At 60.5% G+C, this 17,062-nt stretch carries 14 protein-coding genes and 1 pseudogene; 6 read left to right on the top strand and 9 right to left on the bottom strand.

The features are described 5' to 3' along the window. Positions 1 to 233 precede the first annotated feature (233 nt). Together ACI2KB_RS04795 and ACI2KB_RS04790 are read left to right on the top strand one after the other, a co-directional pair. Positions 234 to 746: a helix-turn-helix domain-containing protein gene (locus ACI2KB_RS04795; protein WP_404631944.1), complete on the top strand. Its 513-nt coding sequence runs from the start codon at positions 234 to 236 to the stop codon at positions 744 to 746. 162 nt (positions 747 to 908) lie between these two features. Continuing rightward, positions 909 to 1,829: a LysR substrate-binding domain-containing protein gene (locus ACI2KB_RS04790; RefSeq protein WP_404631942.1), complete on the top strand. Its 921-nt coding sequence runs from the start codon at positions 909 to 911 to the stop codon at positions 1,827 to 1,829. A 166-nt stretch (positions 1,830 to 1,995) separates the two neighbouring features. Here the strand turns inward: ACI2KB_RS04790 and ACI2KB_RS04785 are convergent, their stop codons facing one another. The 9 genes and pseudogenes from ACI2KB_RS04785 to ACI2KB_RS04745 form a co-directional block, all read right to left on the bottom strand. Further along, complete coding sequence (locus ACI2KB_RS04785) at positions 1,996 to 3,390, bottom strand: UDP-glucose dehydrogenase family protein (RefSeq protein WP_404631940.1); 1,395 nt, start codon at positions 3,388 to 3,390, stop codon at positions 1,996 to 1,998. Continuing rightward, positions 3,387 to 3,803, bottom strand: a complete 417-nt coding sequence (gene arnF / locus ACI2KB_RS04780) for a 4-amino-4-deoxy-L-arabinose-phosphoundecaprenol flippase subunit ArnF (RefSeq protein WP_404631938.1) — start codon at positions 3,801 to 3,803, stop codon at positions 3,387 to 3,389. The genes ACI2KB_RS04785 and arnF overlap by 4 nt, the downstream gene beginning before the upstream one ends. Next, positions 3,800 to 4,144: a 4-amino-4-deoxy-L-arabinose-phosphoundecaprenol flippase subunit ArnE gene (gene arnE / locus ACI2KB_RS04775; protein WP_404631936.1), complete on the bottom strand. Its 345-nt coding sequence runs from the start codon at positions 4,142 to 4,144 to the stop codon at positions 3,800 to 3,802. The genes arnF and arnE overlap by 4 nt, the downstream gene beginning before the upstream one ends. Further along, complete coding sequence (arnT, locus tag ACI2KB_RS04770; RefSeq protein WP_404631934.1) at positions 4,141 to 5,790, bottom strand: lipid IV(A) 4-amino-4-deoxy-L-arabinosyltransferase; 1,650 nt, start codon at positions 5,788 to 5,790, stop codon at positions 4,141 to 4,143. Before arnT ends, arnE begins: the two co-directional genes overlap by 4 nt. Next, positions 5,787 to 6,671: a 4-deoxy-4-formamido-L-arabinose-phosphoundecaprenol deformylase gene (gene arnD, locus ACI2KB_RS04765; protein ID WP_404632762.1), complete on the bottom strand. Its 885-nt coding sequence runs from the start codon at positions 6,669 to 6,671 to the stop codon at positions 5,787 to 5,789. Before arnD ends, arnT begins: the two co-directional genes overlap by 4 nt. Then, positions 6,671 to 8,662, bottom strand: coding sequence for a bifunctional UDP-4-amino-4-deoxy-L-arabinose formyltransferase/UDP-glucuronic acid oxidase ArnA (gene arnA, locus ACI2KB_RS04760; RefSeq protein WP_404631932.1), 1,992 nt, complete (start codon positions 8,660 to 8,662; stop codon positions 6,671 to 6,673). The genes arnD and arnA overlap by 1 nt, the downstream gene beginning before the upstream one ends. After that, the gene (arnC, locus tag ACI2KB_RS04755; RefSeq protein ID WP_404631930.1) at positions 8,659 to 9,666 is read right to left on the bottom strand and encodes an undecaprenyl-phosphate 4-deoxy-4-formamido-L-arabinose transferase; all 1,008 of its coding nucleotides are present in this window, start codon (positions 9,664 to 9,666) and stop codon (positions 8,659 to 8,661) included. The genes arnA and arnC overlap by 4 nt, the downstream gene beginning before the upstream one ends. After that, complete coding sequence (arnB, locus tag ACI2KB_RS04750) at positions 9,663 to 10,814, bottom strand: UDP-4-amino-4-deoxy-L-arabinose aminotransferase (RefSeq protein WP_404631928.1); 1,152 nt, start codon at positions 10,812 to 10,814, stop codon at positions 9,663 to 9,665. Before arnB ends, arnC begins: the two co-directional genes overlap by 4 nt. A gap of 625 nt (positions 10,815 to 11,439) precedes the next feature. Continuing rightward, positions 11,440 to 11,577: pseudogene (locus ACI2KB_RS04745) on the bottom strand (RidA family protein); the annotation flags it as partial. 198 nt (positions 11,578 to 11,775) lie between these two features. Between ACI2KB_RS04745 and ACI2KB_RS04740 the strand changes: the two are divergent. From ACI2KB_RS04740 to ACI2KB_RS04725, 4 genes are all read left to right on the top strand, one after another. Beyond that, the gene (locus ACI2KB_RS04740; RefSeq protein ID WP_404631926.1) at positions 11,776 to 13,026 is read left to right on the top strand and encodes an aspartate aminotransferase family protein; all 1,251 of its coding nucleotides are present in this window, start codon (positions 11,776 to 11,778) and stop codon (positions 13,024 to 13,026) included. A gap of 417 nt (positions 13,027 to 13,443) precedes the next feature. Beyond that, positions 13,444 to 14,865 (top strand): ATPase domain-containing protein, encoded by a 1,422-nt coding sequence (locus ACI2KB_RS04735; RefSeq protein ID WP_404631924.1) that lies wholly within the window; start codon positions 13,444 to 13,446, stop codon positions 14,863 to 14,865. A 51-nt stretch (positions 14,866 to 14,916) separates the two neighbouring features. Beyond that, on the top strand, positions 14,917 to 15,291 hold the full coding sequence (locus tag ACI2KB_RS04730) for a PleD family two-component system response regulator (RefSeq protein WP_404631922.1): 375 nt from the start codon (positions 14,917 to 14,919) through the stop codon (positions 15,289 to 15,291). A gap of 69 nt (positions 15,292 to 15,360) precedes the next feature. After that, positions 15,361 to 16,917: a PAS domain S-box protein gene (locus ACI2KB_RS04725; RefSeq protein ID WP_404631920.1), complete on the top strand. Its 1,557-nt coding sequence runs from the start codon at positions 15,361 to 15,363 to the stop codon at positions 16,915 to 16,917. Positions 16,918 to 17,062 lie beyond the last annotated feature (145 nt).

The raw sequence follows: 17,062 nt of genomic DNA, 5'->3' as shown, positions 1-17,062 counted from the left end.
GGTCACTGGCAATCCCTCGCAGCGCACCGGGCCTCGTGGAATCCTGACGTTAAACGCCTGCAGTGGCGGTGTCCCCCTTAAATCCCTTAAATGTTCTTAAACGGTCTGTTCCGGGCTTCACCGGCCTGTCTCGTTATTAACCATTCAGAACATTTAATGCCCCGAGAAGGACTTTAAGGCAGGGCCGAACCAGACTTTACGAACCGTCCCCCTCGTGATCTGGAGAGCCCGGAATGAATGCATTCAACCCGTCACTGTTTCGCTCGCTGCTGGCGTCCATTCGTGCCCTGCCAGGCAGCGAACAGGTATTGCTCGAACAGGTGGTACGTGAATTGACTGACCGCCTGGCCGCCGAGGAGCAGAAGCAGGAAATCGAAATCCCGACGGAAAAGGTCGCGCTGTCGCCGTGGCAGGAGCGCCGGGCCAAGGAGTTGATGTCCAGTCAGATGGACAAGGGCCTGTCCATCGCTCAAGTGGCCAGCGAGTGTTCGCTGTCGCGCAGCCACTTCTCTCGGGCGTTCAAGAAGAACACTGGCCTGTCACCGCGCGACTGGTATTTGCAGATGCGTCTGGACAAGGCCAAGGGGCTGTTGGGCGAGTCGGGCCTGACGATATCCCAGATCAGCCTGGATTGCGGGTTTGCCGACCAATCCCATTTCACCCGGGTATTCACCCGCGTGGTGGGCGTGACACCGTTCAACTGGCGCCGCTCCATGGCACAAGCCGTCGTGTGTCGCGCGGGCTGACGCGACCGGCGTTTTGTAACAGCGCCATTGGACAGGGCAGCACAAGTGTTCAATTTTTTTACGGGCTTGTCGTGGCAGCCTGTCGAGGTATATTGGCCGCAGTTTTAAGCAGCCTGTCTGGCCATCCCGCGCCTTCCTTTTTGCCACTCCCGGAACCGATCCATGAACCGCAATGACCTGCGCCGCGTCGACATGAACCTTCTGGTGATCTTCGAAGCCCTGATGTTCGAACGCAATCTGACGCGGGTGGCCGAGAAGCTGTTCATGGGCCAGCCAGCGATCAGTGCGGCGCTGGCGCGTCTGCGTGACCTGTTCGACGATCCGCTGTTGCTGCGCAATGGTCGCACCATGGAGCCAACCGCCCGCGCGCTGGACATCCTCAAGGAGCTGCAACCGGCGCTGGACACCATCTCTGGCGCGGTGAGCCGGGCCAAGGAGTTTGACCCGGCCACCAGTTGCGACATCTTTCGCATCGGCCTGTCCGATGACGCCGAGTTTGGCTTGTTTCCACCGTTGCTGACGCGTCTGCGCGAAGAGGCGCCGGGCATTATCGTTGTGGTGCGACGCGCCAACTACCTGTTGATGCCGTCGCTGCTCGCGTCGGGTGAAATTTCGGTGGGCATCAGTTACACCACAGAGTTGCCTGCCAACGCCAAGCGCAAGAAGTTGCGCGATATCACCGTCAAGGTATTGCGTGGCGACAAGCGCCCCGGCGAATTGACGCTGGATGACTACTGCGAACGGCCACACACCATGGTGTCGTTCTCGGGGGACCTGACCGGCAACATTGACCTGGATCTGGCCAAAGTCGGGCGGGCGAGAAGGGTGGTGGTGGCGGTGCCGCAATTCAGTGGCTTGCGCGCGCTGCTGGCCGGCACGGAGTTGATCGCCACGGTTCCGGATTACGCCGCCTGCGCGTTGGTCGAAGGCTGCGCATTGCGTGCCGAAGACCCGCCGTTTCCGATCGAGCCTGCAGAATTGTCCATGGTCTGGAGCGGCGTACACGACAACGACCCCGCCGAGCGCTGGCTGCGTGCGCGGATCTACGAGTTCATGTCCCAGGAAACCCGACCCATGCCCTGATTCAGGGGGAGACGCGACAGCGTGCACCTGAAATTCTTGTCCCTGTCCGGTTTGCCGGGGGTGGCGGTTTTGAGGACTTGTTGAGTCTGGCGTTCACACGAGTGGAGCACCATGAGCGGCGTTCCCACGCTCAGCGTGGGAACTCGCGCAACGTTGAAACCCTCGATCAAACCGCGTGATGATTCGCCAACAACTCATAAGGCGCCCATTGCTGCAGCGGAATCGGCAGGTTGCACGAGTCGCCGCGACCGATCGGGAAGTACTGGAACCCCCGTTTGGCCATGCGCTCGGTGTCGTACAGATTACGGCCGTCGAACACCACGGGCGCCTTGAGACGCTGCTGGATCAGATCGAAATCCGGCGCCTTGAATTGTTGCCATTCGGTGCACACGATCAGCGCATCCGCCCCCAGAAGCACCGATTCGGGTGTGCCCATCAACATCAGGTTCGGCTGCTCGGCGTACAGACGCTGGGTCTCTTGCATCGCCTCCGGATCGAATGCCCGCACGGTCGCGCCTGCGGCCCACAGTGACTCCATCAACACCCGGCTCGGTGCATCGCGCATGTCATCGGTATTGGGCTTGAACGCCAGCCCCCACAGCGCGAAGGTCTTACCCTGAAGGTCACCCTTGTAAAACGCGTTGATGCGGTCGAACAGCTTGTTTTTCTGCCGCTCGTTGATGTCTTCCACCACGCTGAGCAAGTCATTGGAGCAACCGGCTTCCCGCGCGCTGTGGATCAGCGCCCGGATGTCCTTGCCAAAGCATGAGCCGCCATAACCGCAACCGGGATAGATGAAGTCATAGCCGATGCGCGAATCGGCGCCGATCCCCAGTCGCACCGACTCCACATCAGCCCCCAGGTGCTCGGCCAGTTCGGCGATCTGGTTGATGAAGCTGATCTTGGTCGCCAACATGCAGTTGGCGGCGTATTTGGTCAGCTCGGCGCTGCGCAGGTCCATGAACATGATGCGGTCGTGGTTGCGGTTGAACGGGGCATACAGTTCCCGCATCACCGGGAACACGTCCGGGTTGCCGCAGCCGATGACGATACGGTCCGGACGGCGACAATCCTTGACCGCCGAGCCTTCTTTGAGAAATTCGGGGTTGGAGACGATATCGAACTTCAGCAGGCGAGCCGACTGGCGCAGGTGATGTTCGATATGGCTGCGCAAGGCATCCCCGCTGCCCACCGGCACGGTGGATTTCTCGACCACGATCACCGGTGCCACGCGGTGCCGGGCAATGGCTTCACCGACGGCGAAGAAACCGCTCAGATCCGCTGCACCATCCGGGCGAGAAGGGGTGCCGACCGCGATGAACAACACTTCGCCGTGCTCCACAGCCCGTTGTTCGTCCGTGGTGAAGTGCAGGCGACCGGCCTCCAGATTTTCTCGCACCAGGCTTTCCAGCCCCGGTTCGTAGATGGTCACGTGGCCCTTGCTCAGTTGCTCGACCTTTTTCGGATCGATGTCCATGCACACCACGTCGTGGCCCACTTCCGCCAGCACCGTGGCCTGCACCAGACCCACATAACCGCTACCGAAGACACTGATTTTCATCGGGAAAACTCCTTGGCGCTTTGATCGCAGTCACGCCGGAAATTGATCGTCACCACACCGAGCACGATCAAGGTCACACCCACCGTTCTGGAAACAGTGAGTGTCTCGTTGAAAAAAGGGAGAAACGCCGCCAGCAGGTACACCAGCGCGTAGCTGACGCTGAGCAGTGAATACGCACGGCTCAGGGGCAGGTCGCGCAGGGCGCCGAGCCAGCAGAGCATCGACAGGCCGTACGCCGCGATGGCAGCCAGCACCACCGCGAAAGCCATGGCGTCGACGCTGCCGTTTTCAATCGATGCCAGCCATTGCGCAGGCTGAGGCAGCCTGAGCATGCTCCAGCGCATCGCCAGTTGCGCCGCACTGACCAGCGCCACGCTGGCCAGTGCCAGGGCAATGCCGCGTTGCGCGCTCATGCCTGACGCCCCAGCAGGGCGACGCCCAGCAAAATCATCGCGATGCCCAGCCAGTGTCGACGGTCCACCGTCTCCTTGAAGCCAAAACGTCCGATCAGGGTGATCAGCACGAAATTGAGCGCCAGCATGGGATAGGCGATGCCCACGTCCATGCGTTGCAGCACCAGCAACCAGAGCAACAGCCCGCCGCCCAGACACGCAAGCGCCAGCCACAGCCAGACGCTGGTCAGCGCCTGAGCGATGCCGGGGAAATAGCCGTCCCATTGCTCGATGGTCAGCTTCTGCGCGACTTGCCCCAGACAGGTCAGCAGACAGGCGCAAAACAGGAGAACGAACGTCATGACGGCGTCCTTTCGAAGATCAGAATCAACAGATTGCCTTGCTGATATTGCTGTCCGTCGGTGGGCAGCAAACTCAATTCATGTTGTTCATCCTCGCCGTCACCGCGCATGACCACGGCCACCGAACCGGTTCGCCGGGCCTGGGTCATCCAGTCGTTGATCTGTTGCAGGTTTACCGTGCGGGCGTCTGCTTCTGGATAGCTCAGGCCGTATTTCAGCTCGCCAAAGGTGTTGTAAAACACCACATCGTTGCGTTTGAGCCGCCATGACAAGGCAGCGGCGACGCCCAGATCGTTGCTGAGCAGGTGAGTGCTGGTGGCGAGCGCTTGTTGATGATGGGCGACGAACTGGTCCGGCGTCTTGTTGAACACCACGCTGTTGGGCAACGCCGACGGAATCAAGGCCACGAAAAACCAGGCGGCCACTGCTGGCATCAACCAGAAGCGCAAGGGTTTCAACCCTTGCAGGGCATTGCCGACGATCCAGACGGACAGCACCACAATGGCCAGCGTCAGGTGCTGCGGCTCTTGCTCATACACCGTCTTTTTGACTTGCATGAACACCAACGCCACCAACGCAATCACGCCGAACACTGCGTTGAACGTGCCGTTGATCCGCAACGCCGAGACGCGGCCAGCCTTCAGTCGATCGACCAACGCTTGACCCATCAACAACGCCAGCGGAATCAGGCAGGGCAAAATGTAGGTCGGCAGCTTGCCACTGGCTGCGCTGAAGAACGTCAGCGGCACCAGCAACCACAGCAACAGGAAGCCACTTTCGTGGGTCCGTCGCTGTTGCCAGGCCTGCTTGAACGTGACCGGCAGCATCAGCGCCCACGGCAGGCAAGACACCACCAGCAGCGGCAGGTAAAACCACCATGCCTGCGCGTGCTGGGCATCGTCTCCACCGGCAAAGCGACGGATGTGCTCGTGCCAGAAGAAGAAATTCCAGAAGTCCGGTTCGCGCAGGTGCACCGTCAGCACCCAGGGCAGGCTGACCAGCACCGCCATCAGCACCGCCAGCGGGCCGAAGGTAAACAGCTCGCGCAGGCGTTTTTGCCAGAGCATGTAGGGCAAGGCGACGATCACCGGCAATGCCAGCGCCAGAAAGCCCTTGGTCATCAGGCCCATGGCACAGGCGGCGCCGAGCAAAGCCCAGTACAGCAGGCGTGCTTTGTCCGCGCTGTGCACGGCAAGCCAGAAGGCGGTGAGCGACAGGCTGACCCAGAAGGTGAACTGCGGATCAAGGTTGGAATAGCCGCCTTGCCCGGCCACGAACATGAAGCTCATGTACAGCAGGGTGCTGGTAAAGCTTTTGCGCGGGTCATTCCACAGTTTGCCGGCCATCAGGTACACCAGCATGGCGGTCAGACCGGTGGCCAGTGCCGAGGCAAAGCGCACGCCGAACAGGTTTTCGCCGAAGATCGCTTGCGAGAGGGCGATGAACCAGTAACCGGCAGCGGGCTTTTCGAAGTAGCGCACGCCCATGAAATGCGGTGCGGCCCAGTTGCCGCTGTGCAACATTTCCTGAGGAATTTGCGCGTAGCGGGTTTCATCGGGAATCCACAAACCGTGGAAGCCCATGGGCAGCAGATAGGCGAGTAGAAAGGCGCTGATCAGCAACAGCAGCGATTGATTGCGGGTCATGGCTGTTGCACTCCCAACCAGCCTTCACGGCCCTGTAGTGCGCCGCGCACCAGATGCCCAATGGGCAACGCGTCCAGGCTTGCAGGCAGCAAATCACCCAGCGGTTTGAAGGCCACGCCTTGGCGCCTGGCCTGCTGGAGCAACTGGCGAAACGGTTCGGCCATGACGATGCCTTCGACTTCTGCATGCACGGTGTAGACGTTCAGCTTTGTGGGTTTGAATTGCCGCAACAGGTAGTCGTTGAAGGCGCGGGCCTCCAGTTGCGGGCCGACCACTTCATCGAACGTGGGCAAGTCCACGGGAACCTGAGGCGTGCCGGGTTGACCGTCGGCGAGCAACGGACGGAACAGGCTCTGGCCCCGGCAATCGCTGTTGTAGCGAAAGCCAAAAGCCTGCTTGGCTTGCACCACATGCTCGTCGGCGCGCCAGCCGGCCGCCGCTGAACAGGTCACCGGTTGGCCCAGAATGTCGGTCAGGCAATCGACGCCGTGGGCAATCTGTTCGCCCAGTTGCGTCGGCGACCAGCGTCCGGCATTGGCTTGCCAGCCATGGTGGTCCCAGGCATGCAGGCCGATTTCGTGTCCGGCCTCCTGAGCGCGTCGCATCAGCGGACCCAGGTCGCGCCCGATCGGCTTGCCCGGCCAGGCCGTGCCCGCCAGCAGAATGTCCCAGCCATACAGGCTCGCGGCCTTGGAACGCAGCATTTTCCAGAAGAACTGTGGCCGGATCAGGCGCCACAGGTGGCGCCCCATGTTGTCCGGGCCGACGCTGAAAAAGAACGTGGCCTTGATCTGGGCTTCGTCGAGCAGATCCAGCAGTCGCGGCACGCCGTCACGGGTGCCGCGATAGGTGTCGACGTCAATACGCAGGCCGGCCGGAATCAATGTGCGTTCGCCTTTTCAGCCATGGCTTCGCGCAGGAAGAAGTCCAGCGTCTTGCCGATGGTTTCGCTCAGCTCGATGGACGGCGCCCAGTCGATCAGCCGCCTGGCGTTGTCGATGCTGGGCTTGCGATGGCTGACGTCCTGATAGCCCTTGCCGTAGAACGACTGGCTCTCGACTTCACGGAAACCTGCGAACGGTGGGAAGTTGTTACGCAGCGGGTGAGCTTCGAACTGACGCAGCAGCTCTTCGCCCAGTTGGCGGATGCTCGCTTCGTTGTCCGGGTTGCCGATGTTGATGATCTGGCCGTTGCAGCGCTCGTCGCGGTTTTCGATGATCCGCGCCAACGCTTCGATACCATCGGCCACGTCGGTGAAGCAGCGTTTTTGCGCGCCGCCGTCCACCAGGCGAATCGGCGTGCCTTCGACCAGGTGCAGGATCAATTGGGTGATGGCCCTTGAACTGCCGATGCGCGCCGAGTCCAGACGGTCCAGACGTGGTCCCATCCAGTTGAACGGGCGGAACAGGGTGAATTGCAGGCCTTTCTGGCCATAGGCCCAGATCACCCGGTCCAGCAACTGCTTGGACACCGAATAGATCCAGCGCTGTTTGTTGATCGGGCCGACGATCAGGTTCGAGGTGTCCTCGTCGAAGCTGGGGTCCTGACACATGCCATAGACTTCCGAGGTCGACGGGAAGATCACCCGCTTGTTGTACTTCACGCAGTAACGGACGATTTTCAGGTTTTCTTCGAAGTCCAGTTCGAACACCCGCAGCGGGTTGCGCGTGTATTCGATGGGTGTGGCGATGGCCACCAGCGGCAGCACCACGTCGCATTTCTTGATGTGGTATTCGATCCACTCGGTGTGGATGCTGATATCGCCTTCGATGAAGTTGAAGTTGGGGTGGCTGCGCAGACGGTCGATGGCGTCGGAGCCGATGTCCATGCCGAAGATTTCGTAGCGGTCGTCCTGCAACAAACGCTCGGACAGGTGGTTACCGATGAACCCGTTAACGCCGAGGATCAAGACCCGCGTGCGACGCAGTGGACGACGTTTTTCACCGCCCAGCAGGCGCGAACCTTCCACCAGACCGAACTCGCGGGCCAGTTGCGGGCCGCTCAGGTACAAACCTTCGTCGCCGCGCTGACCGGCGCTGATCACCAGCGAATCTTCGCCACAGGCAATGCGCAGCGGCTCGCAACTGATTACCGTACCGGGTGTCTGGCCGTTGTTGCCGGATTGCACCTTCGAGGCCCATACGATCAGCTTGTGCTCGCCCACTGGGCAAAAAGCGCCGGGGTAGGGCTGGGTAACGGCGCGCACCAGGTTGTGCAAGGTCGAGGCCGGTTGCTGCCAGTTGATCAGGCCATCCGCCGGTGTGCGGCGACCGAAACAGGTGGCTTTGGATTCGTCCTGCTCCACCCCCGGCAACTGGTTTTTGCCCAACAATGGCAGGGTTTCCGACAGCAAATCGGCAGCGGCGCTGCGCAGCTTGCCGTGCAGGCTCAACGCCGTGTCAGAGGCGCTGATGGCGACGCGCTGCTGAGCGACGATGGCGCCTGCGTCAGCACGTTTGACCATGCGGTGCAAGGTCACGCCGGTTTCTGTTTCGCCGTTGACCAGCACCCAGTTGGCGGGGGCGCGGCCACGGTAGCGAGGCAGTAGTGAACCGTGCAGGTTGAAACCGCCGTTTTTGGCGCAGGCCAGCAGATTTTCGCTGAGCAGGTGGCGGTAGTAAAACGAGAAGATGAAGTCGGGAGCCAGTTTGCCGATGCGCTCGATCCACAGCGGGTGGTTGGCGTCTTCCGGGGCATGCACGGGAATATCGTGCTGAGCACACAACTGAGCGACCGAGCCGAAAAAGGTCTTTTCCTTCGGATCATCGGCGTGGGTGAACACGGCCGAAATGTCGTAGCCTGCGTTCAGCAGGGCTTCGATCCCCACGCAACCGATATCGTGGTAGGCAAAAACAACGGCTTTGAGGCTCATGGCGCAACCTTATTCAATACAGGAGAAGGAGAGTCGACTTTGCTGACGTGCGTAGCGGGGCTGCGCACGACTTTTTCAATGAAGTAGCGAGGACGGGCGCGCACGTCGCTGTACATGCGACCCAGGTATTCACCCAACAGGCCCATGCCGATGAACTGGCCGCCGGTGAACACGAACAGCACGGCAAACAGCACGAAGGTGCCGTGACCGGCCCAGGACGCACCGAAGATCAGGCGCAGCACGATCAGCATCGTGGCGAAGGCCATGCCCAGAAAGGCCATGCTGAAACCAATGATGCTCAGCAGGCGCAGCGGGGTGGTGGTCATGCAGGTGATCAGGTCGAACATCAGGTTGATCAGCTTCATGGCGCTGTACTTCGATTCGCCGTGTTCGCGCTCGGCGTGCTCGACCACGATTTCCGTAGTGTGACGGGCGAAGCTGTTGGCCAGAATCGGGATGAACGTGCTGCGCTCGCTGCACGCCAGCATGGCGTCGACCACGCTGCGCCGGTAGGCGCGCAACATGCAGCCGTAGTCGGTCATGGCCACACCGGTGGAGCGCTGCACGGCCAGGTTGATGAGTTTCGACGGCCAGCGACGCAGCGCCGAATCCTGACGGTCGCCGCGCACCGTGCCGATCACGTCGTAGCCTTGCTGAGCGAGGGCGACAAGGCGCGGGATTTCTTCAGGCGGGTTTTGCAGGTCGGCGTCGAGGGTGATCACCAGATCGCCCTTGCATTGTCCGAATCCGGCCATGATTGCCGCGTGCTGACCGTAGTTGCGGTTGAGAATGACCGCTACCACCGGGCTGCCTTCGCGTTGACTGGCGTGCAGCAGAATCTCGGCGGATTCGTCGCGGCTGCCGTCATCCACCAGGATGATTTCCGCCGGAACGCTCAATTGCGCGCAGGCCGCTTCGGTGCGGCGCAGCAGTTCAGGCAGGCTCTGTTCTTCGTTGTAGACCGGGATGACGATCGACACGCGATGGATAGGATACGGTTTCACGAGCGGGCTTCCACAACAATGGATTCAATGGCGCTGACCACGCGGTCGACATCGGCGACGGTCATGTCCGGAAACAGCGGAATGGAGCACAGACGGGAGGAGTTCCATTCGGTGTCGGGCAGGCTGACTGTCGGGAAACGCTCCCGGTAGTAGCGGTGCAGGTGGGTGGCGATGAAATGAATGCCGCTGCCGATGTGCTTCGCTTGCAGGGCCTTCATGAAGGTGTCGCGATCCAGGCCGCAGCGTTCGGGGTCGATGCGCAGGATGAACAAGTGCCAGGCGTGCTGCTGGTCGTACTGCGGCTGGGCCAATGGCAGCACCGGGCTGCCGGCCAGACGTTCCAGATAATGATTTGCCAGTTCAGTGCGACGGGCATTGATGGCTTCCAGACGTTCGAGTTGCACCAGGGCCACCGCAGCGTTGAGGTCGGCCAGGTTGTACTTGAAGCCGGGTTCGATCACTTCGGCCTGGGGCTTGCGGCCATGTGTCATGCGGTCGTAGGCATCGACGCCCAAGCCATGAAATTTCAGACGCCGCACGCGATCGGCCAGCTCGGCATCGTCCGTGACAAACATCGCGCCCTCGGCGCAGCTCATGTTCTTGATCGCGTGAAACGAGAAAATGGCGGTGCCTTTCGCGCCCAACGCACGGCCTTTGTAATACGTACCTGCCGCATGGGCGGCGTCTTCGATCAGCGCGATGCCATGGCGTTGGGAGAGGGCGTACAGCGGGTCGAGGTCCAGCGCGGCTCCGGCGTAATGCACGGGAATGATGGCTTTGGTGCGGGGAGTGATGGCCCGTTCGATGCGCGCAGCGTCGACCATCAACGTATCGCGGTCGACATCGACGAACACGGGCGTCGCCCCCAACAGGCAGATCATGTTGGCGGTCGAGACCCAGGTCTGGGAAGGGGTGATGACCTCATCGCCCGGGCCGATACCCAGAGCCAGCAACGTGATGTGCATCGCTCCGGTGGCAGACGACAACGCCACCGCCTGTTGCGCACCGCAGCGCTCGGCGAATTGTTGTTCCAGACGCAGGGCTTCGGGACCGGTGGTGATCCAGCCCGAGCGCAGCACGCGAGTGGCCGCAGCGACTTCCTCATCGCCCATGCTCGGGCGAGAAAAAGGAAGAAAGTCCTGACTCATTTATATCCCCTCCGGCAAATCATCGATAGCCAGGCGCGCGGGCGCCCCACGGTTAACCCCAATAAGGCGGGGAAACTCGTTATTTGTTTGAATAAGGTTGTAACTGACGAGCAGGCGTAATGACTGAAATGACTTGCCCCTCCATGGGTTAACACACTTACATCCGTTGCATTCGAACTTTACGGTCTGAACGATAGAAGATTAATTATGAAAATTCCGTTTACGAGCTGTTGTTTTTTCATCGTAAGGCTGAATTTATGATGACCCGTTCAACTATTTAAAACGTGAAATGGAAATTTCATAAAAGTCGTCTATATTATTTCGCTTTTTTGTCGAGGCTCCCGGTTTTAAAGGGGATTGGCTTACCTTGCGATCGTGTTAAGACATCTGTCTGTCGCACAATTCGCTCTATTCTGTGTTTGAGCGTACGCCCGTTAAGCTGAACGAAAACTGAAGCCAATGCGATCTGGAAGTAGGAGCGCACGGTAGACGGGCATCGGGTGAGCGGGCGCGGGCGGTCTGTCGATAATGACAACCAGAGGAGAAGGGCAGTCGGTGGCAAGGTGTTCGCGCTATCTGTAACTAACGGATAGCGCGTAACGTTATAAGTGCAGAACCGGTGTGTTCAATCGGGAATCACCGCGATCACATCGATTTCCATCAACCATTGCGGCTGGCCCAATGCCGAGACCACCAGACCGGTCGACGCCGGGAACACCCCTTTGAGCCATTTGCCGACCTCGCGATAGACCTCTTCACGGTGTGGCATTCGAGGAATGAAATTGGCGTGTCAACGCTCGTGAAGGGGCACGCCCCATCGTGCGTGGCGCTGGTGCGCCGCACCGTTGAAGTGCGACATCAGTCCCTGACGGAATGAATCGTTGCCTTTATTTCGCTTGTGAGCCAGCCCTGTTCATCGTTTACATAGCCGCCATCCTCATTGTCCCCAGGGCACACGCGCATGGCTTTTCCAGGTGTCAGCAATTCCATTTCCTTCGTTCATCCGGTCAACCTGACCCACGGCAAGAACGCCGAGGTCTGGGATGCCGAGGGCAAGCGATACATCGATTTCGTCGGCGGCATCGGCGTGCTGAATCTGGGGCATTGCCACCCGGTGATTGTCGCGGCGATTTGTGAGCAGGCGCAGCGCATGACCCATTACGCGTTCAATGCAGCGCCCCATGTGCCGTATCGGCAATTCATCGAGCGTCTGGCGGCGTTCATTCCGGTGAGTTACCCGGTCAGCGGCATGCTGACCAACAGCGGCGCCGAAGCCGCCGAAAACGCTTTGAAGATCGTGCGAGGCCATACCGGGAAGTCGGCGGTGGTCGCATTCGACGGGGCCTTTCACGGGCGCACACTGGCCACCCTGAACCTCAACGGCAAGGTGGCGCCTTACAAACAGAAAGTGGGCGTGCTGCCGGGGCCAGTGTTCCATTTGCCGTACCCCAGCCCTGACAATGGCGTTTCAGTCGCCGATGCCGTGAAGGCCATGGAGCGTTTGTTCAGCGTGGAAATCGACATTGACGAAGTGGCGTGCTTCATCATCGAGCCGGTACAGGGCGAAGGGGGCTTTCTCGCGCTGGACCCGGCGTTCGCGCGTCTCCTGCGCCAACTGTGCGACGACAAGGGCATTGTGTTGATCATCGATGAAATCCAGTCCGGGTTTGGTCGGACCGGCGAGCGCTTTGCGTTCAGCCGATTGGGCATCGAGCCCGATTTGCTGTTGCTGGGTAAAAGCATCGCAGGTGGCGTGCCACTGGGGGCGGTGGTCGGGCGTAAAGCGTTGATGGACACCTTGCCCAAGGGCGGACTGGGCGGCACCTACTCGGGAAACCCCATCGCCTGCGCCGCCGGGCTGGCCACGCTGGATGTGATGAGCGATGAGCATCTCACGCGCTGGGGCGAGGCGTATTCGACGGCGGTGCAAGCGCGCTACGAACATTGGCAGACGCAGGAACTCACGCCGTACCTGGGCCGTTTGACGGGCGTGGGGGCGATGCGCGGCATCGAACTGCGCACGCCGGATGGCCAACCGGCCACCGCGCAAATGGCCCAACTGCTGGAAAGCGCCCGCGCACGGGGTTTGTTGCTGATGCCCAGTGGCAAGTCGCGACACATCGTGCGGCTGCTGGCGCCGCTGACCATCGAACCCGAGGTGCTGGAGGAGGGGCTGGATATCTTGCAGGCGTGCCTGGCTGAGTTGCATTGATGTCATGGTCCTGTTGCGAAACCACCCTGTGGGAGATTCTATGGTCGAACGCACGGCTTTTTCTCTTTTGCTCTTGCTCTTCTAACGCAATAGCACAGACACCGCGTAACAAGATCAAAAGCGACGGCGACGGCGGCAGACCGAAATATTTCCGACGCAGAGATCCGCTGTGGGAGCGAATTTATTCGCGAAGGGCCAGTCCATCCAACACATCAACGTCGCCTGTAAGCCGTCATCGCGAATGAATTCGCTCCCACAAAGAGGGCGCGTTTGAGGTGCGACGGCGGTCATCCGTCATGGGCCAGCGGACCCCGAATGCTGATTGTTCTTGGAAAGCCGCGCCAAACACGGAAGAATGCGCTTTTCGTCGTGCGCAATCGTACGCACCGCTGACGAACAATGGCGGAGGAAGCACATTTGAATCAGCTAAAACGCCTTCAGAGCGGGATTCCAGGACTGGACGAACTGCTGAAGGGCGGCTTCGTCGCAGGGTCTTCATACATCATTCAAGGGCGTCCAGGATCGGGCAAGACGATCCTCGCCAACCAGATCGGTTTCAACCACGCCCGCAATGGCGGCCGTGTGCTGTTCGCCACCTTGCTGGCCGAGCCTCATGAGCGCCTGTTCCAGTTTCTGTCCACGCTGAGCTTCTTCGACCGCGACAAAATCGGCGATCAGATCCAGTTCGTCAGCGCCTTTGACACCATGGAAAACGACGGTCTGGAAGACGTGGTCAAACTGCTACGCCGCGAGATCGTGCGCCAGAAATCCACGGTGATGATTCTCGATGGCCTGCTGAACGCGCGCTCCAAGGCCGATTCGCCCATCAACACCAAACGCTTCATTTCCGAATTGCAGGGCCATGCGGCGTTTGCCGGTTGCACCGTGTTCTTCCTGACCAGCTCACAACTGGACGATGGCAGCCCCGAGCACACCATGGTCGATGGCGTGCTGGAGCTGGGCGAAGAGCAAGTGGGCACTCGCTCGATTCGACGCATCAAGATGCGCAAGACCCGTGGCAGCGGTGCCATCCCCGGCGCCCACGAATGCGAAATCACCGATGATGGACTGGTGGTCTATCCACGGCTGGAAAGCACGATCATCTATTCGGCCATGCGCGACAGCGACCATTTTTCGCTCCTGCCCAGCGGTCTGCCGTCGCTGGACCCCCTGATCGGCGGCGGCCTGACGTCTTCTTCGGTGACCTTGCTGGTGGGGCCTTCGGGCTCTGGCAAGACCTGTTTCGGCCTCTCGTTTCTCGGGCAATGCACCCTCGAAGAACCCGGCCTGCATTTCGGTTTCTACGAATCCCCTCAACGGTTACGCCTGAAGGCCGCAGCCTTGGGGCTGGACTTTCATGCCCTGGAGCAGTCCGGTGCGTTGACGGTCATGTGGAAGTCGATCACCACCGAGCTGATCGACAAGCTCGCGCTCGAATTGCTGCGCACGGTCGAAGAGAAATCGATCAAACGGGTGTTCCTCGACAGTCTGGGCGGCATGGGCCGTGCTGCGGCCGACAAAACGCGGATTCTGGATCTGTACACCGCGTTGATGGGCGAGCTGCGCGCACGCAATGTCACGGTCGTCGCGTCTTGGGAAGTCAGAAGCCTGTTGGGTGGTGAGATCGACGCCCCGGCTCCCGATCTGTCGGGCATCGTCGACAACCTGTTGTTGCTGCGCTTCGTTCAAGAACCGGCTGAACTAAAGCGCCAGTTGTCGATTCTTAAAATCAGGGACAACCCCTACGACCCCGCCTTGCTGGAAGTTGTGATCGGCAAACAGGGTCTGGACGTTAAAAAGGTTCATTTCCATGCCCTTGGCGATACCAACCACGTGTAAGGGTCGCGGTCGCGATCCGATTCACGTCGGGTCCAGCGGATCGAGGGCGCTATGAGCACGATTCTGATTGTCGACGACGAGTACCTGATCGCCGACATCCTCAGCTATGCCCTCGAAGACGAAGGCTATCTGACGGTGACGGCGGGCAGTGGCCAGCGGGCGTTGAACATTCTGGAGCGAGAGCGGCCGCAACTGATCATCACCGACTACATGATGCCGGGGATGAACGGCATCGAGCTGGCGGAAGCGGTGCGCGAGCGCAAACACCTGGCGCACCTGCCGATCATGCTCATGAGCGGTGCACAGGCGTATCTGGGAATGGCGCGGCCCGACCTGTTCGTCGAGGTGTTCGATAAGCCCTTCGACATTCAGGCGGTGCTGACCCGCGTCAAGGCGCTGATTGGTCCGGGGCCTGGGTCGCACTGAGGCGCGTCGGGCATTTGCGGTCGAACTTCGTCATAATGCCCAAGTGCCGCCCCTTTGCCCGAGGCCATCATGCCGCCACTTGAATCCTCCTCCGCCTTGCTCGCTCAGGAAGACCGTTATCGGTTGCTGGTCGATGCCGTCTTCGATTATGCGATCTACATGATCGACACGGCGGGCATCGTGCGCAGTTGGAACTCGGGCGCGCGCCGGATCAAGCAGTACGAAGAATCGGAAATTCTCGGGCGTTCCTTCTCGCTGTTCTACACCGAAGAGGACCGCCTCAACGGGTCGCCTGCCAGGGCGCTGGAAATCGCTGCCACCTCCGGGCGTTTCGAGGGGGAAGGCTGGCGCGTGCGCAAGGACGGCACGCGACTCTGGGCGCTGGTGGTCATTGATCCGATCCATGCCAGCGATGGCAGCCTGATCGGTTTCGCCAAAGTCACCCGTGACCTCACCGAGCGCAAACAGGCGCAGGCGGCTTTGAAGGAAGCGCGCGAGGCGCTTTATCAGTCGCAGAAGATGGAATCCATCGGTCAGCTTACCGGTGGCATCGCCCATGACTTCAATAATCTGTTGACCGTGATCTTGGGCAGTCTGGGACTGGTGAAGAAACGCCTGCAAGGTGACGCAAAAACCCTGTCGCTGCTGGACAACGCCATGGCCGCGGCTCATCGAGGTTCGTCGTTGACTCAGCGCATGCTGGCGTTCGCCCGTCGTCAGGAGTTGGACCCCAAACCCGTCGATGTGTTGGCGTTGATCCGAGGGATGTCCGAATTGCTGGGCGCCTCCTTGGGCGCCAACATCAACGTTGAGACGCGGTTTCCCTTACGGTTGCAGCCGGTGTTCGTCGATCCGGGGCAACTGGAGATGGCGATCATGAACCTGATAATCAACGCTCGGGATGCCATGCCGGGTGGTGGCAACATCATAGTCTCAGCCCGTGAAGCGCTGTTTTCCGCCCTGCCGGGTGCTCAGAGAGAAGAGCCCTTTGTGTGCATCTGCGTTGCCGATACCGGATCAGGCATGGATGAGGCCACGCTTGTACGGGCGATGGAGCCGTTCTTCACCACCAAAGGGTTGGGCAAGGGCACCGGGCTGGGGTTGTCGATGATTCATGGCCTGGCCGAGCAGTCGGGCGGCAAGCTGATCCTGAGCAGCGTGCAGGGGCAGGGCACGACTGCCGAGTTGTGGTTGCCGGTGTCCGTCGCGGTGCCCGAGTATCCCGCTGGCCCTATCCAGGACGATGCGTCGGGCCATTCCCGCTTCTATCGGACGTTGAAAATTCTGTTCGTCGACGACGATCCGCTGGTGCTCCTGAGCACGCGCGCGATGATTGAAGACTTGGGGCATCGTGTGGTGACCGCAGCAGACGGGGCCGAGGCGCTGGCGCAGATTCAGCGGCAATTGGATTTCGACCTGGTGATTACTGATCACCTGATGCCGAACATGACAGGTACGGAGTTGGCGCAACACATTTCCCGGGTATTGCCGGCGCTGCCCGTCGTCATAGCCTCGGGGTTCACCGACACGCCGTCCTTTGCCAACAGTGGACGTCCACGCCTGCCCAAACCGTTCAATCAGGCGGAACTTGCCCGCGTCATTGGCCAACTCCTTGACGATAAATGATGCGCCGCCCAAAAACGATGCCGAATGGGGCGAATCGGTGGTGGCCTTTGTCGTGCCCCCGTGAAACCGGAGCGCGCCGGGTTTCCTGCTACCCCGGCAAGATCAGATCCATCGACTCATGGTCAAAGTGCTCAGGGCCGTGGCG

The sequence above is a fragment of the Pseudomonas sp. NPDC088444 genome (assembly GCF_044900175.1).
Taxonomy (GTDB): Bacteria; Pseudomonadota; Gammaproteobacteria; order Pseudomonadales; family Pseudomonadaceae; genus Aquipseudomonas.
The sequence above is the reverse complement of the archived record's forward strand: the minus strand, read 5'-3'. Positions and strand labels throughout refer to the sequence as shown.